Here is a 20,389-nt window from a genome sequence, read left to right on the forward strand (position 1 = left end):
CATGGACCAAATTTCCTCCCCCCACGATACCTATTTCCGCGAGAGCTTCGGCCGCCGCGAGGTCGCCCGCGACTTCCTGCGCAGCCGTTTGCCGCCCGGCCTGCTGGCCGAGATCGATCTCGATTCGCTTGAGATCGCGAAAGACACCTACGTCTCGCGCGAGCTGCGCACGGCCTATTCGGACCTCGTCTACCGCGTGCGCCACCGCGACGGCGAGCTCTTTATCTACCTGCTGTTCGAGCACAAGTCCCATCCGGAGTATTGGACTTTGCTCCAGCTCCTTCGCTACATCGCCGCTCAGGGCGACCAATACCGCAAGCAGCGCCCCGACGCCGACAGCTTGCCGCCGGTCTATCCGATCGTCATCTACCACGGCAAGGAAGCATGGAAGGTGCCTGCCAGCTTCCACAGTCTCGTCAAGCCGCTGCCGCGGGATATCGAAGGGCTGATCCCGAGCTTCAGCTACGACCTGGTCGATCTGTCCGAGCACACCGATGCCGAGGTCAAGGGCGCGGTGCTGACCCGACTGGTGCAACTGGCCCTGCGCTGGATATTCAGCCGCGAGCCCATCGAGCGGCTGCGGCAGCTCATCAGGCTGATCGAGCAGATCGAAGACCGCGACACCGCGGTCGACATCCTCGAATCGCTGCTGCGCTACTACGTCCAGGGCACCAAGCGCGTGGACGAGCCCGACGTCCGTGAGCTCTTGCAACAGACCGCAACCGGAGAGCCAATCATGCAAACCTTCATCGACCGCTACATCGAGCAAGGCCGCGAGCAAGGCCGTGAGCAAGGCCGTGAGCAAGGCCGTGAGCAAGGCATCAAGCAGGGCATCGACCTCGGCCGCCAGCAGGGCGAGGCCGCAATGCTGCTGCGCCTGCTCGAGCAGAGATTCGGTCGCCCCGGCGACGCCGTGCGCGAGCGCATCGAGGCCGCCGATGCCGAGACGCTGCTGGACTGGTTCGAGCGCGCGCTGACCGCCGACTCGATCGATGCCGCGCTGCCCTAGCGCCGGGCGCTCGGTGCGCCGACTTCAGTCCGCGCCGCCGGCCGCAGGCTGGCGACAAGCAGCGCGCGGCTCTCGCCGACCGAGGCCCTGCGAGCGGCGCTCCAGAATCAGCGGATGGATGTTCTCAGCCACTTTCGATCCGGCAGGCGGGTAGCCGGGGCACCCGGGCCGGACGGAAAGACCGGAGACCCGCTCGTGGCACCGCTCCAGAGACCGGGCAAGCATTCGCGAAGACGCCCGATCCGCGGCCCCAGGGTAGGATGGGCAAAGCGAAGCGTGCCCATCTTTCAGTAAGTTGTGGACGCCCCATGGTGGGCATGCTCACACAGTGCCCACCCGATGACCGAATCTTGCCCAGTCTCTCCAGGGGTGTCCCACATCTGCGCGCCGCTCCTGCGGCGCGTGCGGCAGCCGATTCGGAGCGCGGCAGAAACCTGCCTTCCTACTCACCCGCCGTCCCGGCAGGGCCGGCCGCGATCGGCTGCCGAGGGGATGGCAGCGTCCGCCACCAGTTGCTGCATCTCGTCGTAGAAGCGTGCCACATGCCAGCCGTCCACGAGCGCATGGTGGACCTGGATTGCCAGCGGCAGCAGCACTTGCTCACCCTGCCGGAAGTACTTGCCGAGCGTCAGCAGCGGGATGCTGGCGTACTGCGCGTCGTAGGGGTGATTGATCGCGGTGAAGCTGAGCCAGGGGATGCTGGTGATGAAGAACATGTGGTGCTTGTCGCCGGTGGCATGGTCCGGCCGCTCGCGCACCGCGGCGGTGCGCCGCTCGGCATCCGCATGGAAGGTGTCGAAGTCGGCGTCGAATACGCCATCGCAGAAGGAGAAGGTCTTGTCCGCCAGCAGCACCGTCCAGCCCGGGTCCACCCGCTCGAATTCCCACGGCTCCCCATCGATGAGCCGGTGGCGCAGCTCCGGCACGCGGTTCACCGCCACGGTCAGCAGGTAGCTCATGGTGATGGAGAACCGATGCCCGCTGCCTCGCAGCCGCGCCAGGAGCGGCGCGATATCCAGGTTGCAGGTCAGGCTGAAGCAGGGCATGTCCCGGTCTTTGAAGGCATTGAACAGGCCGCGGCGGGGGTAGGTCGCCAGGTCGATCTTGTGCTTTCGCGAAATCATCGGCAACAGGCTGCGGTTCTCCATCGCCTACTCGAACAGCTCGGGGGGAACGTCGAGGTAGCCTTCGGCCTGCACTCGGGCAAGGCGTTCGTTGGAGATGAAAACGACATCGGCGCCGCGAACGCTGTCGGGGTTGTACTGCGTGATGATGCCGACTTCGCCGGTCATGACCCGGCCGAGCGCATGTTGCTTCACGAAGTTTCCGAGCTCCAGCGCGACATTTGCTTCAATGCTGGCGTGCGGATGGCCGGTGGGTGGCATCTCGATAAATCTCCCGCGGACGAGCTCTCCCGATACCTTTGGTCCGTGCTGCCAGAGATCCTTGGCCGTGAGCGGGGGGCGGCTTGGGGTGAGCTTGCGGTCGCCGTGGGCATTGCGCAGCCTCTGCTTGCCGGTTGCGATGGGCTCAGCTTAGGGGGTTTTGGGCAGTGCGGGTACCGTCGTGAGCGTGAGCCCGCTGCCGCAGTCGTACGCGGATCTGTGGCGGATGGTGCTTCATGATGAAGATGCAGATGTCCGTATCCAGCATCCAGCGCATCAGAGACTCTCTCTGGGTTGCGCTAGCGCGTCGCCAATGGTGTCGGGGAAATCGTCCCCGAGTCGCCGCGCGCCGGCGAAGTAGCCGTCCCCGGAGCGGGGCTTCGGCGTCAGTACGATGCGGTTGCCCTCGCGATGAATCAGCACCTCGTCGGCGTCGATCTTCAGGTCTCGCGGCAGGCGTACGGCCTGGTTGGCACCGTTGCGGAACAGACGGGCGGTGCGTGGGGCGGGGAGCTGTGCTGTCGGCGCTTGTGTTTGCTCGACGCTCATGCCGGATTGGCCTCCGTTGGCATAGGGGGATGTCGATCGATGCCAGCTGGGGGGCGAGGGTATTTGCGGGGGCGCTTGGACGACGTCTGCCCCCGACCTCATCCCCGGCGCAGTGGTGTCCGGGCGGCGGCCGGCCTGGCTGCCGCATCGCGGCGGGGACGGCGCTCACGCAGGCGTCTCAGGGCATGGGCATCGGTCGGCGCAAGTAACTATTGCCCTTGCGGTTCGCTGTAGTTCATGTTTCCGTTGCGCGGTATCGCTTAGGTTACGTTTACGGGAGGGCATTGGCTTGGCTGACCAATACATCACGTTTGCGGGTGACAAGGTGGCGCTGATCGTGCGAGGAAAGACCTCCGCCGAACATTCGCCCGGCAAGCTGGAACAGCACGCGGATTGTGCCCGCTCGAACGGCCAGCCGGTAGGCTATTTCGGCGAGGCTGGCGAGGGGAGCGGCTACATCTTTGCCGCGGTTCTTATCGGTATTCGCGGGGAGGTTTACGACCTGGACGCGTTCAAGGTGCATCGACCCTACTACGTCGATGCGGCGGTCGCGCGTGGCGCCGGTCTGGTTTCGACGGCGCTTGTGGTGCGCGTTTCCAGCGCACAGGCGGGGCGCTTCGACGACTATTGGGACCGCTTGGCCGAGGACCCCGGTACGTTCCGCCTGCTCGGCAAGAATTGCTCGACCCGCGCGTCGGGCGCGTTCCGCCATGCCGAGATTCTGGCTTCCGGCATCCCCGGGCTCGATACGCCGGATAACCTCTACAAGCAGCTGGTCAGGCAGCGGGCCGATATTTGCCAAAGCTATTCGGGGCATGTCGGCTTCACTCCAGTGGGGGGCAACATGGCCATTGTCATCGCAGCGCCATGAGCGTGCACCGCCGGCGGTTTCGCGGCCTGGCCGCGGCATTGCTTATCCCAGGGCTGACCCTATTGAACCTTTTTGGAGAGGAACCCTTCGCCATGGCCGATCCATTGACAAGATTCGGATGGGAGTGGCGCGCCGAGCGCGCCCTGGAGCAGCGCGCGGGTATTCGGCTTACACGTGTCAAGCGGGAGGGCGGTGGCCTCTTCGGCATCGGTCGGTCGCCATCTCTCGGGGGCTCGCTGCCCGATGCGCAGGTGGTTCGGGCGGAGGTGCTCGCCGTGGACCGGCCGGGTCAAGCGGCGGCCGGCAGCACGATCGAGTTTCGCATCCCGAAGATGGAGCTGAAGGGGGCGGAAGCCGGCGCGCTCGTCGCCATCGGCATCATCGGCCAAAACGTCGTGTGCTTGGCACCTGCCGCCGCGGGGGTCACCGCTGACTCGCTCGCGAGCTGGCTGCCCGAGGCGCCCTGTCCGTGATTGACCGCGCGGCAGCCTCTCGTTCCCGGGGTGCCGGCGGCGGTGTGCTGGGGCGACGCGCTTGCCCGCCGACGTCGGTCGTCGCGGGATACTCGCAGGAGCTCTGGAACGGCCTCAAAATCAATGGCTACGCCGCGATGGGCTCACCTTTCAGCAAGCTCAGGCCGAGCGCCCTGATCTTTGCGATCTCTGCGCGAAGCTCCGGGTTCGCGGCCTCCTCCGACAGCACGTCGAAGAGGTCGGTGAGCTTGCACCCCGCGGCTCATGAGCTCGTTTGATGCCGCATCGCCGAGGCCGTGGGCGACGTACAGGGGTCGCCTGCCGCCGGGCAATCGGCCCGCAGTCAGCCAGCGCGGCGCGTGGGAGCTAGCCCCGAGCGAAGCGTCGAATCGCGCTGCGGCGGATGGACGGGCATTCCTTGGCCAGCTCGATGCCGAGCAAGCCGATGACCCAGTCGATCTCGTCGCTCGGGACAGACATGCGGGCGCGTTGCAGCGCCGCGAGCAGCACGGTTCGAACATGCCCGGTCTCCATTCGCTCCTGTTCCAGCAAGGCGCGAAACAGCCCGGCCGTGCTGGTGACGGCCAATGACGGGAACCGTTCGCGGGCGACGCGTCGCGCCTTGCGCTCGTCCAGCACCGCGACGGCGCCGAGATCGACGGCGCAGGCGATGGTTGCCGCTTCCCCGTCATCGAGGCCGTATGGCTCCGTGACCAGCTCCAGGAAGCATTCGATCGCGTCTCCCGCCAGTTGCCGGACCTGGAGGAGCTGTCGTTCCAGCAACAACGCTCGTTTGTCGCGGGCGGGGAGATTGCGGCTGGGATCGCGCAAGACCTCCGAGAATGCGCGCTGCTCGATCAGAATCGCGGGCGCCAGCGCCTGCAGCAGCGCTTCGGCCGCGCCAGAGCCCAACAGATTGATCAGGACACTGGCGTCGATGACCAGGGCCGGCTCCGTCTTAGGCTCCGGCATGCCGGACCGCCTCACCGATTGCCGACCCGTTCAGACCCTGCGCGTCGTCCACCGCATCAATCCAGGCATCGAGCTCATCCAGCAGCTCGCGCGTCTCGATCCGCCCGAGGTGCAGCATGCGCGCAAGCTCGCCCTCGGAGATCAGTTCCTGCTCGTACGCCTCCAACGCAATCTGCGTATAGCGCGGCAGGAATCGGCCCACCGCTGCCGACGCCGGTGCTGCGTCCGTTCCGTTGCCGGCGATGCCGCGCACGGCGGCGGCGTTGAGCCCGGCCGCTTGCAGCGCTTCGAAGGTGCCTTTCTTGAATAAGCGCAATTGCTCCAACCGCCGTGCCGCCGCCTCGACCGAGACGTGGAACGCCAACGCCAGATAGACCAGCGCGCGCGGCGAGAACCTACCCTGCGCCTCGGTCAGCTCCCGAAACCGACTCCGGACCGCCGGGGCCGGCATCAGCAGCGCGGAGGCGAACCGATTCGCGAACTGCTCCGCGGGGTCATCAAAGCCGGCATCGGCCCGCAGCACCTCGGCCGAGTGCCGGTCGGTCATGAAGTGACCAAGCTCGTGTGCCGCGGTCCAGGCCTGTCGCGTGGGCGCATGGTTGGCGTTGATCAGGATGCAGGCGCCGATCTCCTCGTGGCAGGCATAGGCGCCCGAGATGCGTGCCGGCAGCGGCAGCACGAACAGCCGAATCCGCAGCTCCGACTCGATCAGGCTCAGCAGGTCCGGGATGGGCGACTGACCGAGGCCGAGCCGGGCGCGCAGCTCGGCCGCCGCGTCCTCCGCCTGCTCCGGCGCTTGGCCGCGCTGGATGCGCCGCGGCGGCGGATAGTCCGGCTCCAGCGGGCGCCCGAGCCGCCGCTCCAGCTCCACGTAGCGCGTCGCCGACTCCTGCAACAGGCGCGTCGCCTCGCCGGCCGCCGGGTCCGCCTCGGCTTGGGCCGTGCGCCGAAACTGCGGCGCCAGGTCCACCCGCACCGTGTCGGCGCGCAGCATCCGGCCGACGGAAACGCCATACAGCTCGCACAGCGCGAGCAGCTCCTCGCCGCCGAGGCGCCGGTCCCCGCGCTCGATGGCGACGATGGTCGTGCGGGCTGCACCGATGCGCGCTGCCGCGACCTCCTGCGTCACCTCCGCGGCGGTGCGCGCGGCCTTGAGGCGCGCGCCAAGCTCGCGTGCATCGGCCCGGTCCAGCAGGCCGGGGGCGTTCATCGGCAGAGCGCCCGAAGCCACGATCCGGGGGGCGCAAAGCGATCGAGAAAACCGCGCCATTCGTCGCGATGCTCGCGCAGCAGGGCGTGCAGTTTTGGCGTAACGTCTTGTTCGGACATATGAAGGGCTTGAGCCACTTGTCGAACCTCCGCTGGAATCTTGCCGGCAGACAACCTTCGCTGCGGCGTTTGGTCAGTATGGCGCCGAACCTGACACTGTCAATGTTAGGTCTCGAATATTGCTGACACGTGGTGCGGCGCCGGCATCGCGGACGCGGGCGTGCGTTGTTGCGCGGGGGTAGCGCCGGCGTGTCGCAGCACCAACGCGGAAGCGCTGTTGGCCAAGCCCTTCAAGCCCCTCTGGGCTTGCGCGGCACACGATCGCAACGCAAACTCGATATTCGTCTTTGCGCAAAACGACTAGCGAGGCAGAGCCTCAGACCGACGAGTCGTGCTCATCGCTGTCGAAATCGCTATCGGGATCGGGATCGCGATCGGTTGGCACTCGGTTCGATTTCGATTTCGATTTCGACCCCGATCCCGACGCGCCTCGCCAGTCCAGGGCGATCGCATCAACCGGCACGAATATTCGGAGATGCTGATGTTTTGATTTTCGTCCGCAGGTCGGGTGGTTCGAAGAGCAGCTTGTGCAGATACGTATCGTCCCAGCCGGCGCGCAGGCGTTTGTTGGCGATGCCGAGCTTGGTGTCGTCGTTCTTGAGTCGATTCAGCGCGAAGTGGCGCAGAACCGCCAGGTTTTCGCGGGCGTTTTCGTCGCGCACGCGCGACTCGTCCTCGCGGAAGGCGACGTCCAACGACCAGTGCAAGCTGTTCTCGATACCCCAATGCCCGCGCGCGGCGCTGGCGAAGGTCTGCGCATCGAGGCCGATACTGCCGATGTAGTAGCGCGTCTCGCGCGTGATCTTGCCGTCGCGCTCGCATTCGGACTCGACCATGCCGAGCATGTTCAGGCCCTTCCACGCGGCGCCGTTGGAGAGGCCGTCAAGCTGCCCGAGCGTGCGGTAGCGCCGCCGCTCGCGGCGTCCGTGACCCCGCTCGACGGTCTCGACGACCTGCGAGGGCAGTCCGTCATAGTCCTTGGCGTCGGCGTCGATGAAGGTCTCCTCCACCTCCGCGGCCAGCGTGCCTTGGTTGCCCTTGAGCGCCAGCAGATAGTCGCCGCCGCGGGCGACGATCAGCGCGGCAATCTTGGTCTGACAGCCCATGGCGTCAATGGTCACGATGCAGCCTTCGATGTGCAGCAGCTCGAGCAAGCGCGGAATCGCCGTGATCTCGTTGGACTTCGCGTCGGTGACGACTTGCCCGAGCGCCAGGCGGTTGTGCGTCGCCCAGGCGCTGACCATGTGCAACGCCGCCAGTCCGGCGCCGCGGTTGTGCGAGCGGCGCAGCGTCTTGCCGTCGATCGCCACGATCTCCCCGGGCAGCAGCGCGCGAATCGACTCCACCCAGGCGCGAAAGCAGGCCTCGAACGCCGCCGGCGCCAGCAGGCCGAACACGCGCCCGAAGGTATCGTGCGAGGGGATGCCGTGGGGCAGCCTCAGAAAGCCCTCGAACCAGGTCCGCTTCGAGCGCCCGCACTGGGCAATCGCGACCCAGCCGTCGGCCCCGCACAGGATCGCGGCGATGGCGATAACGATCATCTCGTGGAGGATGTGCCGCCGCTTGAGCGGACAGCGGGGGTCCTCAAGCGACTCGAAGTGGCCCACAAGCGAGCGGTCCGGAGCGACTAGTTCCACGGGCAAGCCCTCACAAGGTTCTTAACATCAGGCGAGTATGTGAGATTCCTCCAGTCAAGTCTAAAAGTATATGATAAGAATCTGATGCGATTGCCCTGCTCGCCAGTCCGACGCCCCATCGAAACTTGACTCATCAGCAAACATCTGGCGCCGTCAAGCAAGCTAGTGAGAACCCGACCATGGCAAGCACGAGTCTGAGCCCGGGCGAGCACTGGGAGACCTTCATCAAGCGCGAGGTCGCAAGCGGTCGCTACGGCTCCGCAAGCGATGTCATCCGCGACGCACTGCGGCACATGGAGGAGCGCAACAGCAAGCTCGCGGCGCTGCGTGCACACCTCGCCGAGGGCGAAGCCCAAGCGCTGAACGGTGAGATCGTCGAAGACTATTCCATCGAAGCCGTATTGGCGGAATCGGACCGGGAGGCGTGAGCGCGGCGCTACGGGTCACGCCGAGGGCACGCAAGGACCTGCGCAACATCGCCCGCTACACCCTCAAGACCTGGGGCCGAAAGCAGCGCGACACGTAACTGTGCGAGATCGACAAAGCAGTTTCGCTGGCTGGCCGAGCATCCCGGGCTCGGCAAGCCGCACCCGGACATCAAGGCCGGATACCACAGCTTCCCGCAGGGCGCGCATGTCATCTTCTATCTGATCCGCGATGGTGGCATCGACATCATCGGCGTGCTGCATCAGCGGATGGATGTGCTGGGGCACTTCGATCCGACGGGCGAGTAGCCGGGGACACCGGCGATGTTGGGACTGGTGGCGAGCCTGCCTCGGCAGGGCCTCTTGGCGGCTCCGCCGCAAAGGGCGCGACGCGGGCGGCAGCGCCGCCGGGACGGAATGCCGCGGCAGAGCCGCAGCACGAGCGCGGGAGCGTAGCGCGCCCGCTCCCGGGTACGCCGACTTCAGTCGGCACCCGGGGATGGCGGACTTCAGTCCGCCGCCGCCGCCGCGGGTGACCAGCGCAGCAGCAAGAGCCGGTCCGCCGACACCGGCGCAAAGGCGTAGGCGCGGCCCTCGTCGTCGCTGAGCTCCACCTCGAAGATCTCCGGCCCGAGCGTCTCCACCACGGTCCCCACCTGGCCGGCCAGCAGGCCATGCTCCGGCAGGTCTTTGGTGAGAGCGACGACTGCGTGGGGTGTGATGATGTTGTGCATGGCAACTCCGGTGAGGTTGATGCTCAAAGCAGCGGCGCGACGCCGAGGCAGCGGTGTCGCGAGTTGCCAGCAACTAGGCGCGATTCCGCCAATAGTCCGGTGTGCGCCTGGCATGCATGACGGCGAGAATCTGGATCTCGCGCTCGCCTCGGAAGACCAAGGCATACGGGAAGGTCTTAAGCCTGCATTTGCGAATGCCGGGCGCCAGCGTTGGGTAGATGCCGGGTCGTGCGGAGGCTCTGGCCACCGCGTCGTCCAGGCTGTCCAGAAAGCGCCTGCCTAGGCCCTCCCGCTGACGCTGGTAAAAGGCCGCAGCCAGGTCGGCCTCGTCACGGGCACTCGGGTGCCAGTGGACTCTCATCGGCCGTACTTGGCCCTCAGCTCCCGCATCACCTGGTCGCCGTCAAGCGCCGTGACGGCGCCGCTGTCGAGCTCCGCGGCGCGACGGAGGATCTCTGTCCGCCAGGCGTCGGAGACCTCGGCGTCGCTCTCACCATCGAGGCTTTCCAGCAGCGTCTCCGCAATCAAGGCCCGCGCGTTTGCGTCGAGCCGCAGGGCATCGGCCAGCACCTGTTCGGTCTTTTGCGTCATCGGTATTACCTCGCGTTCAGCAGGTTGCGGGTCAGCATACACTCCGGGGAGACCGGGTGCCGGTTGGCAAAGGGCATGGGGTTCGAGGCGCGGACCGCCCCCGACTCGGCATCTGGTGACACCGTTCCACGGTGTCACCCGTCCGTCGGCGCTCCGCGCCATGCGCCGTCTGCTCGGGCGGGCGTGCTGGCGGGTCTTGCTGCCCAAGGCGCGGAGCGCCCACAGAGGCGCGACACCGCGGGAGCGGTGTCGCGAGGTGCAAGCGCATGCCTTGCTCGCAAGCCCCAAGGTTTCGTTATGGCTTTCCGTCGAGTTCGCGGGAACGTTTCTCGCTGAGATGGAGATGGTCCAGATCCGTTGTCTCAACCAACTCCCGGAGCCCCTTCGGCGTGAGTGCTGCGCTGGTGTCTTTGCGCTCGAAAAGCCACGGCTTCGAACGGGCGTAAGCGATCAGGTCCATCAGAAAACTGGGGTTGCCGCCGATGCGGGCGAGCAGCACGTCGGCGTGAGCCTCGGAGACGCCGGGTAGTGCGGCAGCCAGCACCGGGCGCAGGTTCTGGTGAGGCAGCGGGTGCAGCGTGATGACCTCGCAGCAGTCGGTGGCTCCCCTGCCGGGCAGGGCAGAGATGCGCTGGCAGAGGTCGGCGATAGAGCGTGGCTCTGGGTCGGGATTCGGCGTGCGCGCCTGCTGTTGCTGCAGGTCCCATTCCCTTTGCCAGAGGGTGCAGAGCACGAGCAGCGGTGACCGGTCGCGCAGGGCATCGTAGTAAAGGCTCTCGACGAAGCGCAGCGTGTCGACGTCCGCCCATTGGGCGTCGTCGAGGACCAGAATGCAGGGGATGGAGTCCTTCTTGGACATATCACGCGCGCTCGCGCCACCGCACCAGAGCACGTCGCGGAACAGAGCACGCAACTTGTCTACAACATCCAAGCGCGTGCTGGAACGTTGCTCGCCGATCGAAGGTAGCCTCGAGCCAAGCGTGGCGGGCTGGCGACTGACGTCGCCGACGCCTAGTGCGTCCAAGGCGGTGCCGACGATGCCGAGGCTGGCGCAGATGCGGACGGTGGTCTTGGCAGCCTCGGTCGTCGATTCGCGGCCATGCCGAACTCGGACCACGGGCTCCAGGTGAGGTTGCAGATAGGCCATGGCGTCCACCAGCGCGCAGGGCGTGGCGAAGCCTCGCAGGTAGCGATTGTCGAAGAACTTAAGACCCCACCACAGCCAGGGGATGCGGGCGGGAGGGCCGTCGGTTACCGAAAGCTCCGGGTTCACATCCAGCAGGCGGTGACTGGTATCCAGCGGGCGCCTACTGATACTCATGCGGTCAGGCCAGTATCCGTCCGGATCGCGGGCGTCTTGCGCTGTGCTCAGCCACTCGTAGATGGCCTGAACCAGCCGGGTTTTGCCGAGGCCGGGTTCTCCTTTCAAGACCAGCAACTGGGGCTGGCCGGCCTGGACCCGGTCCCAGGTGCCTTGCAGCAGCTCGCCGGCGGCCGTGGCAGCTTGGCGCGTATCGCCGGCAGCCTGGTGCAAGCGCACCAGGTCCGCGCGTGTGGCTCGGAGAAGATGCGGAGTCTGCGCATCGGCAACACTAGCTCCGATATCCAGCGCGCGGCGCAGCTCGCCGGCGAGCAGGTTCAGGGCGAGGATCTGGTCGCGGGCGTCCAGCTCGGCGAGGCGGCCGGTGGTGCGCCAGTCGGTGAGCACCGCCCGGAGCTGCTCGGCGAAGGCGCGGCTGCGCGTCCGTTGCTGCGGCTTGCCGAGGTAGTCGTTCGCGACCTCGTACCAACTGCGGTGCCGGAACTCGCTGGCGGGCGGCGTCGGGTCGGTGGTGACGCGCTCGATCACCGCGTGTGGGTCATGGGCACGCCGCAGTTGGTCGCCTGAGCAGCGCGCATCCTCCAGGCGTCGTGCGGCCTCCAGCAGCAGTTCCTCCAGGAAGCGGGCGCCTTGGTAGCTGGCGAGCGCCAGGGTTTGCTGAAGGTCTTTGTCCAGCTCGCGGAAGCGTTTCTCGATGAGGTTCCGCTGATCCAGCGCGGAGGTTTCGAGCAAGTCCTGGAACCCTTCCAGGGTGAGTGCCGCGGACGGGTCGTCCTGCTCGAAGGTGTCCGGGGTGGTGCGCGCATAGGCGATCAGGTCCACCAGAAAGCCCGGGTTGCCGCCGACGCGGGCCAGCAGGGCGCCGGCCTGATCAAAGGTGACGCCGGGCAGCGCGGCGGCGAGCACCGGGCGCAGGTCCGGGTCCGGCAGCCGGGGCAGCGGGATGACCTCGCAGCAGCCGGCGCCGCGCCCGCCGCGCGGGGCGGCGATGCGCTGGCACAGGTCGGCGATGGAGCGCGGCTCCGGCTTGGGGTTGGGCGTGCCGGCCTGTTGCTTGTGCAGGTTCCATTCCTGCTGCCAGTGGGTGCAGAGCACCAGCAGCGGCCAGTGCTCGCGCAGCGCCTCGCGGTACAGGGTCTCCAGGAAGCGCAGGGTGTCGATGTCCGCCCACTGGGCGTCGTCCAGGATCAGGGCGCAGGGGATGGGGCGCTTGCGGGGGCGGGCGTCGTCCTCCGGCGCGCAGGCGATGCCGCCGCCGAGCAGGTCGCGAAACAGCGCCAGCAGGTCTTCCACCGCGTCGCGGCGCTCGCGCGACTGTTGCTCGCCGATGCCGGTCAGCGGGGCGTCCAGGCGCCGGCGCTCACGCTCCAGCTCGAAGACGCTGAACCCGTCGAGCACGGCGCCGAAGATGCCGGCGGAGAATAGGTTGGCCCAGATGCCGGCGGTGGTGCGGGCGGCGTCGGTGGTCAGCGCGCGGCCGTGGCGGGCGCGCACCAGCGGCTCCAGGTGGGGTTGCAGGTGCCCTTTGGCGTTGACCAGCCCGCAGGTGGACGCGGCGATGCCGCGCTCGTACTTGCTGTCGGTGAAGCGCAGGCCCCACCAGAGCCAGGGGATGTCCGGTCGTGGGCCGTCGGTGGGGGTGAACTCGGGGTTCACCTCCAGCGTGCGGCCGCTGACGCTCAAGGCGTCCGGCCAGTAGCCGTCCGGGTCGCGGGCGTCGCGCTGGGTGCTGAGCCATTCATAGAAGGCCTGCACCAGCCGGGTCTTGCCGAGGCCGGTGTCGGCGGTCCAGACGAGGAAGCGCGGCTCGCCGGCGGTGACCTGGTCCCAGGCGGCTCGCAGCCGCGCGAGCTCGGCGTCGCGGCCGACGAAGGGGCTGTGGGCGGGGTGGTTGCTCATGGGGAGCTCATCCGTGATGTGCGCTGGTGGGTGTTTGCGGATTCAACCGGAATGGGCGTCGCCGGTCCAGTGACCAATGTGCTTCGCCGCAGCCACAAAAAACCCCGCCGAAGCGGGGTTTCATTCAGCCGAGATCGGCGACGGGATCAGGCGGTGGCCACCTTCGCGCCGAAGGCCTCGCGCCAGCCGGGGAAGATCTGGTCCGCGTCGTGCTGGAACGACTCGAAGGCGCGGGCGAACTCGTTGTGGCTCTTGGCCCATTCGATGGGGTCGGCGCCGGCCTTCCAGCACTCGTAGGCCTGGCGCAGCGAGCGGGCACCGGCGGCCGGGCCGTCGATGTGGCCGTAGGAGCCGCCGCCGGCGGTGTTGATGATGTTGCCGTGGCCTAGGTTCTCGAAGAAGCCGACCAGGCGCAGCGCGTTCATGCCGCCGGAGATGATGGGCGTGGTGGGGCGCATGCCGAGCCACTCCTGGTGATAGACCGGGCCGTCGGCGCTGTCGCGCTCGACCATGTAGGCGATGACGCGGTCGTCGGCGTCGCCTTCCATCTTGCCGTAGCCCATGGTGCCGACGTGGATGCCGGAGGCACCCTGCAGGCGTGCCATCTTGGACAGCACGAAGGCCGTGTAGCCGCGCTTGGAGCTGGGCGAGGTGATCATGCCGTGGCCGGCGCGGTGGTAGTGCAGGTACTGATCCGGGTACTGCCGGCGCGCGGTGGTGATCATGCCGGGGCCGCCGACGAAGCCATCCACCAGGAAGGCGACCTTATCGGCATCCGGGCCGAAGGTCTCCAGGATGAAGTCGGCGCGGGCGCACATCTCATAGTGGTCGTCGGCGGTGATGTTGGCCGAGAACAGCTTGGCCTCGCCCGTCTCGTCCTGCGCGCGCTTCATGGCGTCTGCCACCAGCGGCATGACCTGCTTGGTGGGCGCAAAGACCTGATTGCCCTGGGGCTCGTCGTTCTTGATGAAGTCGCCGCCGAGCCAGAAGGCGTAGGCGGCTGCGGCGAAGGGCTCCGGGCGCAGGCCGAGCTTGGGCTTGATGATGGTGCCGGCGATGTAGCCGCCGTCGGCAACCGGGCGGCCCAGAATGCGCCAGAGCTTGGAGATGTCCGTGGCCGGGCCGTCGAAGAGCTGCAAAGCGCGCGGCGGCATGTAGAAGTCGATCATCTGGGCGTTCTCGATGTCGCCCATGCCCTGGTTGTTGCCGATGGTGAGCGTCAGGAAGGACACCAGCATCATGCGCCCGTCGATCATGTTGCGATCGAACAGGTCCAGCGGGTAGGCGATGCGCATGTCGCCGGTGGCCTCGTCCGCACGGTAGACCAGTGCATCGACACCCTTGGTGAACTCATCCGTGGTGCAGACCTCGACATTGGTGCCGGTGGAGGACTCGGCGGCGAAGTGCGCGGCGGCCTCCAGGTAGCCGTAGCCGGCCTTGGGCTGCATGCGGTAGGCGCAGAGGATGTGGTTGCCGCCGGCGATGAGGTCTTCCTCGCGCAGGCTGAGATCGGCGTAGCGGGCGGATTGGTCGAGTGCCATGGTTTGTCTCCTTGCAATCAGTGGTGCGGCGTGGTGGCCCACGCCGACGCGCTTGGGGCGGCGCTCGATCCATTCAGTCGGTCGGCCGCCGTCTCCGCGCTGAGGCGGCGACGACGGCGTGAAGCAAGCGCCCGGTCGGTTGAGGGCGCAGAGGTTAGCGGCTTATTGGCTTCGCGAATATGCGAATAGTCTTATGCGACTGATCTCGGTCTGCGTATTGGTTGTGCGGGATAGTCGGTTATGGACAGGCCGATGCGTCGGCCGGGCCGGGGCTCGCGGCGCTCGCCCTTCGGCCCGGCCACGCGAGCACCAAGCCCGGCGCGGCCGGGGCATGCTGCGCCAAGCGCTTGCGCAGGTGCGTCGCCGCGGCGTCGTGCACCCGGTGCACGATGGTGCGGCTGTAGGGATGGTGGATGCTGAGCTCGCAGGGCACGGGCTCGGCGAGGCCGCTGCGGGCGGTGAGCCGGAAGCCGTGCCAGGTCATAAGGTCGGCGCGCAGCCGGCGGTTCCGAACGCGCCATTCCTGGTCCGTGCCGCGCCGGTAGTTGCCGCGTGCTCGCCAGGGGCAGTTCAGCAGCGTCGCGCCAAGCGCCGATGACGGGCAAGGTCCGCGCTGCGGACCTACAACTCGCGCCAGTTCTCCAGCTTCAGTCCCGCAACCCGTTGGAATCCATCGGTGTTGCTGGTGACGAGTGTGCTGCCGAGATGCCGGGCATGCGCGGCGATGAGCAGATCGTTGCTGCCGATTGGCGTGCCTTGCGCTTCGAGGCTCGCGCGGATGTCGGCGTAGGCGCTCGCGGCCTCTTGCGGCCAGTCGCGGACGATGCAGTAGGCGAGGAAGTCTTCCAGCGCGGCGGCGTTGTCGTCGCGCCGCTTGCTCTTGGCGATACCCAATTCAAGCTCGGCAAGGACAATGGCTGACATGCCGACCTCGCCGATGGCAGCCCGCCGCAGTCGCGCGCGGACCTGCGGCGGATGGTGCTTCATGACGAAGATGCAGGTGTCCGTGTCCAGCATCCAGCGCATTAGAAGCCTTCTCTGGACTGGGGCGGGGCGTCGTCGATGGTGTCGGGGAAATCGTCCGCCAATCTCCGTCCGCCGGCGAAGTAGTCATCCCAGGACCGGGGCTTCGGCGTCAGCACGATGCGGTTGCCTTCGCGGTGGATCAGGACCTCGTCGGCGTCGATTTCCAGGCCCCGCGGCAGGCGCACGGCCTGGTTGGCGCCGTTGCGGAACAGGCGGGCGGTGCGAGGGGCGGGGCGCTCGGCAGCGGGGGCTTGGATTGGCTCAACGCTCATACCGGGTTGGCCTCCGTTTGCATAGGTCGTTAGCATAGGCTGAGCTTAGCTCGTCGGTGCCGACGATGCCAGTCCTGCGGCAAGGATTGCTGTTGTGGCGCTTGGAGGCCTGCCTGGAGGGAAGCCTTTCTCGTGGCCGATCCAGTGACTAGAGTGGGATGGGCGTCGCGCGGTTTGTGGGGCGGCGCTACGATCGATCCGCCCTAGACGCGAGGCTTGGCCGGACACGAAAAACCCCGCCGATGCGGGGTTTCGACCATGTAGGCGATGCCTCGGTCGTCGGCGTCGCCCTCCGTCTTGCCGTAACCCATGGTGCCGATGTGGATGCCGGAGGCGCCCTGCAGGCGCGTCGGCCATTCCGGGCCCGGTCCGTCAGCGAGGGTGGTCGGCGGTGCGGCTTGCGCGCCGGCCCGGCCATGCGAGTACCTGGCCGCGCTCGGCCGGGGCATGCTGCTGCATCAGCTTGCGCAGGTGGGTCGTGGTGGCGTCGTGCACCCGGTGCACGATGGTGCGGCTGTAGGGATGGTGGATGCTGAGCTCGCAGGGCACGGGCTCCGCCAGGCCGCTGCGGGCGGTGACGCGGAAGCCGTGCCAGCTCATCAGGTCGGCTCGCAGCCGGCGGTTCCAGACGCGCCATTCCTGGTCCGTGGCGCGCAGGTAGTTGCCGGGCAGACCGGGCAGGCAGAATTCCAGGGAGTCGCCGCACAGGCGCTGTGCGCGGCGAAACAGGTTGAAGCACTCGCCGGGGATCTCGGCAGGAGCGGACCTTTTGACGGCGTTCTGAATCGGCACGGGTGGCATGGGGCACCTCGCGGATGCGGCAGTGGACAGGGGGCGCCATCCCCGGCGCGGCGCGCTCGGCGGACCGCGGGGCCACGGTCTTGCGCCGGCACGGCATAACCTACTGAGGTAGTCGGTCTCTGCGGGGCGGGGGCCTCGCTTTTCAAGGCCCCTGAGCCCTGACCTGCGGCAAACGATCGGGCGAAGGCTTGGCGGCTTCCTGCTAGACTCCGCCGCCGGCAGGGCCAGACGGCTGCTGCGTCCATGCCGGTCGCCCTGGTTCTGCGGGGTTTGCCGGCGGCTTCCCCGACAAGACCACCCGACCGGAAGGAATAAGGCGATTGCCGGAAAAAAACGTACCGAATGGCGCAGGATTTTCGTCTGCCTTCAAGGAGCGGCAGCGGGTGCATAGTCGAACTATGCACCCGCTGCCGCGACGCAGAAGGCGGGCGAAAAGACAAGCCAGGCGGTATGTTTTTTGACAGAAATCGCCTAAGCACGCATCCATGCCCCTGCTCGCCTACACGCTCGTGCTGTTGATGCTGTGCTCCGCGCTCGCCGTGCAGGTGAGCGCGCCGCGGCTCGGCGAGGGCATCGCGCGCATCAGCGTCGCCGCGAGCGCGCTGACCTTCGTGCTGGCCGTGGTGCTGTTTGCGTGGCGGCTGGGTCAGGGCGAGGCGGCGCTGGTCAGCGTCGGGCTCGGGCTCTTTACGCTGTACGTGGATGCGCTCAGCACGCTGATGGCGGTGCTGGTGAGCGCGGTGGGGCTGGTGGTGCACGTGTTCAGCGTGCGCTACATGCAGGACGACCCGGCCTACACGCGCTTCTTCGTGCTGCTCGATGCCATCATCGCCATCATCCTGCTGATGGTGCTGGCGGGCGACCTGCTGACCCTATTGCTCGGCTGGCACCTGCTCGGCGTCTGTCTTTATTTTCTGCTGAACCACGACATGCGTCGGCGGGCGGCCAACCGCTATGCCTTCTGGACGCTGTTCACGCATCGCGTCGGCGACCTGCCGCTGTTGGCCGCCATCGCGCTCGCCTATCACGGCTACGGCACGCTCAGCATCCCGGCGCTGTTCGACGCGGTGGCCGCCAACCCGGAGCAGACCACGCTGCTCGGCCTGCCGCTCGCCGAGACCTTGGGCTTTTTGGTGCTGCTCGCGGCCTTCGCGAAGTCCGCGCAGTTCCCGCTGCACACCTGGCTGCCCTACACCATGGACGGCCCGACACCGGTGTCGGCGCTGATGCACGCCGGCATCGTCAACGCGGGTGGGTTCCTGATTAACCGCTTCGCGCCGGTGTTCGTCGAGACGCAGTCGGTGCTGCTCGTGGCCTTCGCGGTGGGGCTCATCACCACCATCATGGGCTCGCTGATGATGCTGATGCAGAGCGACATCAAGAAGGCGCTCGGCTACTCGACCATGGGCCAGATGGGCTACATGGTCATGGAGTGCGGGCTCGGCGCCTTCTCGCTGGCGATCTATCACTTGATTGCGCACGGCGTGTTCAAGGCGACGCTGTTTCTCGGCTCCGGGGCCATCATCGCCAACGCCCGCAAGGACCCGAACATCCCGGAGGGCGAGATCTACAAGTTCATGGTGGAGCGCAAGGTGCCGCATCCGCCGTTGTCTTGGGTGGTGTTCGCCGGCATCACCATCACGGTGCCGCTGGTCATCGTGTTCGGCGCGCACCAGCTCATCGACCAGGGCTTTCTGCATCACCAGGGCGCGCTGATCCTGCTCTTGTTCGGCTGGATCACCGGCGCGCAGACGCTGTTCTTTGTCTACAAGATCGGCGCCGAGCGGCCCTTTACGGTGCTCTTGTACGTGGTGCTGTCCTTCGCGGCCGTGATTCTGACCTACGTGGTCATGGGCCACGCCTTCGACGCGCTGCTGTTTCCGGACCCGGCCTTCCGCGAGGCGCTGTACGGCGCGGCGTCGGTGAATGCCGCGACCTTCGCGCTGGTGCTGGTGCTGCTGATGGTGCTGATCTCCGCCGGCTGGCTCATCGTGTTCCGCTCAGAGGCGGCGCAGGAGCCGCTGACGCGGCGTTTCCGCGAGCCGTATCTCAGGCTCTATGCGCTGTTGTCGCGGGAGTTTTACGTCGCGGACTTCTACAGCCGCATGGGCGAGCAGTTGCTCGCCGCGTCGCGACGGCTGAACGCGCTGCTGCGCTGGGTTTGACGGGCGGGATTGGCCATGGGCACGCTGCTCGCGCTTGTCTTGTTCCTGCTGGCCGGCGTCTGCCTGCCGCTGTTCCCGCTCAGCATGGTCGTCAATCGCTTCGTGCAGCGCCAGCCGGCGGGCGGCGACGATCGGCTCGCGCGGCCGGGCGCGAAGGCCGCGCTGCTGCTCGGGCTGCCGGTCCCCGGCGTGCTGTTGGTGCAGGCGGGGCTGTGGCTGGCCGGCGACGGTGCCGGCTGGCTGGTCGGCGCCTTCGGGGTCTGGGGCGGGCTCACGTCGATGCTGTACGCCTTCCGGCTCTTGTCCGCGCGGGACGGGCAGATCTGGGTCGGCCAGCTCTACACCTCGGCGCTCGCGCTGGTGTGGGTCGGCATCGCGCACGGCGTGCCGCCGCTGTTGCCGGCGCTCGGGCTCGGTGCGTCGCTATTGCCGCTGTGGTTCCTGCTCGATGGGCTGACGCGGCGCTTCGGCATCGCCCGCACCGGGCTCTATCCGGGGCTTGGGCTCTGCATGCCGCGCTTCTCGGCGCTGTTCGTCGCCGCCGTGCTCGTGGCCATCGCGGTGCCGTTCTCGCCGGGGTTCTTCGCGGTGGCGGAGCTGGCCTTCGGCGGCGTCGCCGCCAATGAGCTGTTGACGCTGGTGCCGCTTGGACTCGCCTGGCTGTTCTGGACCTGGGCCGGCGTCAATCTCTTGTCCGGCATCGTCTTCGGCGAGCCGCGCGCCGATCTCGACTACGCGGACTTGGACCGCCGCGCCGTGCTGCTGCATGGTGGCGGCATGCTGGTGCTGGCGTTGTTCGGGCTGCTGCTGCTGGAGGGGATGCTGTGAGTGCGACCTTTGATGACGTGACCGCAGATGGGCACGCGGGTGCGGTGCCGGGTTCGGCGCCCGCGTCTGCCGCAACGCTTGCCGCCGACGACGGCCGCCATCGCCCGCCCCTCGGCAAGCGGCTCAAGATCCGCAGCATGGTGACCGTGGCGGGGGAGGTGCTGCCCTTCTTCTGGCCCATGCGCAACTTCATCCACCACAACCCGTTGCATGGGCTGGAGCACTTGCCTTTCGAGCAGGCCGTCGCCGAGGCGACGCGCCTCTTCCACGCCCGCGGCTGGCTGCCGCGCACGGACTACCAGCGCATGCTCGCAGAAGGCAGCATCGAGCGCGCCGACATCGCCGCCGAGATCGACACTTTCGTCGCCGTCTGGCTCGCCGAGCATGGTCCGCAGGACGCGCAGGCCGCGGACGACGTCGGCGCCCTGCTGCGTGAGGTGCTGCTCGCGATGCTGACGGCGACGAGCCAGCCCGCCCCGGGCGACCGCGAGCCCGGCGCCGATGAGGTGCTCGCGTGCCTGCGCCGTGGCGGCGAGCGCGCCTGACGCGTCGCGCCCGCCG

23 protein-coding genes are annotated in these 20,389 nt (G+C 67.5%); 8 read left to right on the top strand and 15 right to left on the bottom strand.

The window, feature by feature from the left end; genetic code table 11:
* The first annotated feature begins 1 nt into the window (after position 1).
* Entirely contained in the window at positions 2–1,009 is a 1,008-nt protein-coding gene (locus ML01_RS13525) for an Rpn family recombination-promoting nuclease/putative transposase (RefSeq protein WP_058555934.1), read from the top strand.
* A 446-nt stretch (positions 1,010–1,455) separates the two neighbouring features.
* Here ML01_RS13525 and ML01_RS13530 read toward each other — a convergent pair whose 3' ends face one another.
* The 3 genes from ML01_RS13530 to ML01_RS13540 all read right to left on the bottom strand — a co-directional run bounded on the left by ML01_RS13530 (position 1,456) and on the right by ML01_RS13540 (position 2,943).
* Positions 1,456–2,157 (bottom strand): chloramphenicol acetyltransferase, encoded by a 702-nt coding sequence (locus ML01_RS13530; RefSeq protein ID WP_058555935.1) that lies wholly within the window; start codon positions 2,155–2,157, stop codon positions 1,456–1,458.
* A 3-nt stretch (positions 2,158–2,160) separates the two neighbouring features.
* Positions 2,161–2,535: a Uma2 family endonuclease gene (locus tag ML01_RS30620; protein ID WP_082674254.1), complete on the bottom strand. Its 375-nt coding sequence runs from the start codon at positions 2,533–2,535 to the stop codon at positions 2,161–2,163.
* 135 nt (positions 2,536–2,670) lie between these two features.
* A complete protein-coding gene (locus tag ML01_RS13540) occupies positions 2,671–2,943 on the bottom strand; it encodes an antitoxin (RefSeq protein ID WP_058555937.1) in 273 nt (90 codons plus the stop codon).
* A 289-nt stretch (positions 2,944–3,232) separates the two neighbouring features.
* Between ML01_RS13540 and ML01_RS13545 the strand changes: the two genes are divergently transcribed.
* Together ML01_RS13545 and ML01_RS13550 are read left to right on the top strand one after the other, a co-directional pair.
* Positions 3,233–3,814, top strand: coding sequence for a hypothetical protein (locus ML01_RS13545; protein ID WP_058555938.1), 582 nt, complete (start codon positions 3,233–3,235; stop codon positions 3,812–3,814).
* On the top strand, positions 3,811–4,287 hold the full coding sequence (locus tag ML01_RS13550) for a hypothetical protein (protein WP_156427716.1): 477 nt from the start codon (positions 3,811–3,813) through the stop codon (positions 4,285–4,287). Before ML01_RS13545 ends, ML01_RS13550 begins: the two co-directional genes overlap by 4 nt.
* Before the next feature lie 366 nt (positions 4,288–4,653).
* Here the strand turns inward: ML01_RS13550 and ML01_RS13555 are convergent, their stop codons facing one another.
* The 3 genes from ML01_RS13555 to ML01_RS13565 form a co-directional block, all read right to left on the bottom strand.
* Positions 4,654–5,259 (bottom strand): hypothetical protein, encoded by a 606-nt coding sequence (locus tag ML01_RS13555; RefSeq protein ID WP_058555940.1) that lies wholly within the window; start codon positions 5,257–5,259, stop codon positions 4,654–4,656.
* Positions 5,246–6,469: an XRE family transcriptional regulator gene (locus tag ML01_RS13560; RefSeq protein ID WP_058555941.1), complete on the bottom strand. Its 1,224-nt coding sequence runs from the start codon at positions 6,467–6,469 to the stop codon at positions 5,246–5,248. The genes ML01_RS13555 and ML01_RS13560 overlap by 14 nt, the downstream gene beginning before the upstream one ends.
* A gap of 571 nt (positions 6,470–7,040) precedes the next feature.
* Positions 7,041–8,225, bottom strand: coding sequence for an ISAs1 family transposase (locus ML01_RS13565; RefSeq protein ID WP_058555942.1), 1,185 nt, complete (start codon positions 8,223–8,225; stop codon positions 7,041–7,043).
* A 179-nt stretch (positions 8,226–8,404) separates the two neighbouring features.
* Between ML01_RS13565 and ML01_RS13570 the strand changes: the two genes are divergently transcribed.
* The gene (locus ML01_RS13570; protein WP_058555943.1) at positions 8,405–8,653 is read left to right on the top strand and encodes a type II toxin-antitoxin system ParD family antitoxin; all 249 of its coding nucleotides are present in this window, start codon (positions 8,405–8,407) and stop codon (positions 8,651–8,653) included.
* A 168-nt stretch (positions 8,654–8,821) separates the two neighbouring features.
* Positions 8,822–8,959, top strand: coding sequence for a type II toxin-antitoxin system RelE/ParE family toxin (locus ML01_RS30625; protein ID WP_254045251.1), 138 nt, complete (start codon positions 8,822–8,824; stop codon positions 8,957–8,959).
* 200 nt (positions 8,960–9,159) lie between these two features.
* On the opposite strand, the gene ML01_RS13580 is transcribed toward ML01_RS30625, so the two are convergent.
* The 9 genes from ML01_RS13580 to ML01_RS13620 form a co-directional block, all read right to left on the bottom strand.
* Complete coding sequence (locus tag ML01_RS13580; protein WP_058555944.1) at positions 9,160–9,384, bottom strand: DUF4926 domain-containing protein; 225 nt, start codon at positions 9,382–9,384, stop codon at positions 9,160–9,162.
* A 73-nt stretch (positions 9,385–9,457) separates the two neighbouring features.
* Entirely contained in the window at positions 9,458–9,745 is a 288-nt protein-coding gene (locus tag ML01_RS13585; protein ID WP_058555945.1) for a type II toxin-antitoxin system RelE/ParE family toxin, read from the bottom strand.
* Positions 9,742–9,975, bottom strand: a complete 234-nt coding sequence (locus ML01_RS29630; protein ID WP_058555946.1) for an addiction module protein — start codon at positions 9,973–9,975, stop codon at positions 9,742–9,744. The genes ML01_RS13585 and ML01_RS29630 overlap by 4 nt, the downstream gene beginning before the upstream one ends.
* A 295-nt stretch (positions 9,976–10,270) precedes the next feature.
* A complete protein-coding gene (locus ML01_RS13595; protein WP_058555947.1) occupies positions 10,271–13,195 on the bottom strand; it encodes an AAA family ATPase in 2,925 nt (974 codons plus the stop codon).
* Between the two features lie 146 nt (positions 13,196–13,341).
* Positions 13,342–14,736, bottom strand: coding sequence for a ribulose-bisphosphate carboxylase (locus ML01_RS13600; protein ID WP_058555948.1), 1,395 nt, complete (start codon positions 14,734–14,736; stop codon positions 13,342–13,344).
* A 238-nt stretch (positions 14,737–14,974) separates the two neighbouring features.
* The gene (locus ML01_RS13605; RefSeq protein ID WP_058555949.1) at positions 14,975–15,220 is read right to left on the bottom strand and encodes a hypothetical protein; all 246 of its coding nucleotides are present in this window, start codon (positions 15,218–15,220) and stop codon (positions 14,975–14,977) included.
* Between the two features lie 137 nt (positions 15,221–15,357).
* Positions 15,358–15,762: a PIN domain-containing protein gene (locus tag ML01_RS13610; protein WP_058555950.1), complete on the bottom strand. Its 405-nt coding sequence runs from the start codon at positions 15,760–15,762 to the stop codon at positions 15,358–15,360.
* Positions 15,762–16,034, bottom strand: a complete 273-nt coding sequence (locus ML01_RS13615) for an antitoxin (protein ID WP_058555951.1) — start codon at positions 16,032–16,034, stop codon at positions 15,762–15,764. The genes ML01_RS13610 and ML01_RS13615 overlap by 1 nt, the downstream gene beginning before the upstream one ends.
* 372 nt (positions 16,035–16,406) lie before the next feature.
* A complete protein-coding gene (locus tag ML01_RS13620; protein WP_058555952.1) occupies positions 16,407–16,835 on the bottom strand; it encodes a hypothetical protein in 429 nt (142 codons plus the stop codon).
* A gap of 485 nt (positions 16,836–17,320) precedes the next feature.
* On the opposite strand from ML01_RS13620, the gene ML01_RS13625 reads away from it, so the two are divergent.
* Genes ML01_RS13625 through ML01_RS28760 form a run of 3 tightly spaced genes read left to right on the top strand, consistent with a single transcriptional unit; the run spans position 17,321 to position 20,373 of the window.
* Positions 17,321–19,000: an NADH-quinone oxidoreductase subunit L gene (locus tag ML01_RS13625; RefSeq protein ID WP_058555953.1), complete on the top strand. Its 1,680-nt coding sequence runs from the start codon at positions 17,321–17,323 to the stop codon at positions 18,998–19,000.
* A gap of 15 nt (positions 19,001–19,015) precedes the next feature.
* Positions 19,016–19,828, top strand: a complete 813-nt coding sequence (locus ML01_RS13630; RefSeq protein ID WP_058555954.1) for a hypothetical protein — start codon at positions 19,016–19,018, stop codon at positions 19,826–19,828.
* On the top strand, positions 19,825–20,373 hold the full coding sequence (locus ML01_RS28760) for a putative inorganic carbon transporter subunit DabA (RefSeq protein ID WP_156427717.1): 549 nt from the start codon (positions 19,825–19,827) through the stop codon (positions 20,371–20,373). Before ML01_RS13630 ends, ML01_RS28760 begins: the two co-directional genes overlap by 4 nt.
* Positions 20,374–20,389: the final 16 nt, after the last annotated feature.

Source organism: Thiohalocapsa sp. ML1, assembly GCF_001469165.1.
In the GTDB taxonomy this organism is placed as follows: domain Bacteria; phylum Pseudomonadota; class Gammaproteobacteria; order Chromatiales; family Chromatiaceae; genus Thiohalocapsa.

Excerpts from the sequence above, each read along its gene's own strand:
- ML01_RS13525 (WP_058555934.1), top strand. The coding sequence starts at position 2 with ATGGACCAAATTTCCTCCCCCCACGATACCTATTTCCGCGAGAGCTTC.
- ML01_RS13530 (WP_058555935.1), bottom strand. The coding sequence starts at position 2,157 with ATGGAGAACCGCAGCCTGTTGCCGATGATTTCGCGAAAGCACAAGATC.
- ML01_RS13540 (WP_058555937.1), bottom strand. The coding sequence starts at position 2,943 with ATGAGCGTCGAGCAAACACAAGCGCCGACAGCACAGCTCCCCGCCCCA.
- ML01_RS13550 (WP_156427716.1), top strand. The coding sequence starts at position 3,811 with ATGAGCGTGCACCGCCGGCGGTTTCGCGGCCTGGCCGCGGCATTGCTT.
- ML01_RS13555 (WP_058555940.1), bottom strand. The coding sequence starts at position 5,259 with ATGCCGGAGCCTAAGACGGAGCCGGCCCTGGTCATCGACGCCAGTGTC.
- ML01_RS13560 (WP_058555941.1), bottom strand. The coding sequence starts at position 6,469 with ATGAACGCCCCCGGCCTGCTGGACCGGGCCGATGCACGCGAGCTTGGC.
- ML01_RS13570 (WP_058555943.1), top strand. The coding sequence starts at position 8,405 with ATGGCAAGCACGAGTCTGAGCCCGGGCGAGCACTGGGAGACCTTCATC.
- ML01_RS13580 (WP_058555944.1), bottom strand. The coding sequence starts at position 9,384 with ATGCACAACATCATCACACCCCACGCAGTCGTCGCTCTCACCAAAGAC.
- ML01_RS13585 (WP_058555945.1), bottom strand. The coding sequence starts at position 9,745 with ATGAGAGTCCACTGGCACCCGAGTGCCCGTGACGAGGCCGACCTGGCT.
- ML01_RS29630 (WP_058555946.1), bottom strand. The coding sequence starts at position 9,975 with ATGACGCAAAAGACCGAACAGGTGCTGGCCGATGCCCTGCGGCTCGAC.
- ML01_RS13595 (WP_058555947.1), bottom strand. The coding sequence starts at position 13,195 with ATGAGCAACCACCCCGCCCACAGCCCCTTCGTCGGCCGCGACGCCGAG.
- ML01_RS13600 (WP_058555948.1), bottom strand. The coding sequence starts at position 14,736 with ATGGCACTCGACCAATCCGCCCGCTACGCCGATCTCAGCCTGCGCGAG.
- ML01_RS13605 (WP_058555949.1), bottom strand. The coding sequence starts at position 15,220 with ATGACCTGGCACGGCTTCCGGCTCACCGCCCGCAGCGGCCTCGCCGAG.
- ML01_RS13610 (WP_058555950.1), bottom strand. The coding sequence starts at position 15,762 with ATGCGCTGGATGCTGGACACGGACACCTGCATCTTCGTCATGAAGCAC.
- ML01_RS13615 (WP_058555951.1), bottom strand. The coding sequence starts at position 16,034 with ATGAGCGTTGAGCCAATCCAAGCCCCCGCTGCCGAGCGCCCCGCCCCT.
- ML01_RS13620 (WP_058555952.1), bottom strand. The coding sequence starts at position 16,835 with ATGCCACCCGTGCCGATTCAGAACGCCGTCAAAAGGTCCGCTCCTGCC.
- ML01_RS13625 (WP_058555953.1), top strand. The coding sequence starts at position 17,321 with ATGCCCCTGCTCGCCTACACGCTCGTGCTGTTGATGCTGTGCTCCGCG.
- ML01_RS13630 (WP_058555954.1), top strand. The coding sequence starts at position 19,016 with ATGGGCACGCTGCTCGCGCTTGTCTTGTTCCTGCTGGCCGGCGTCTGC.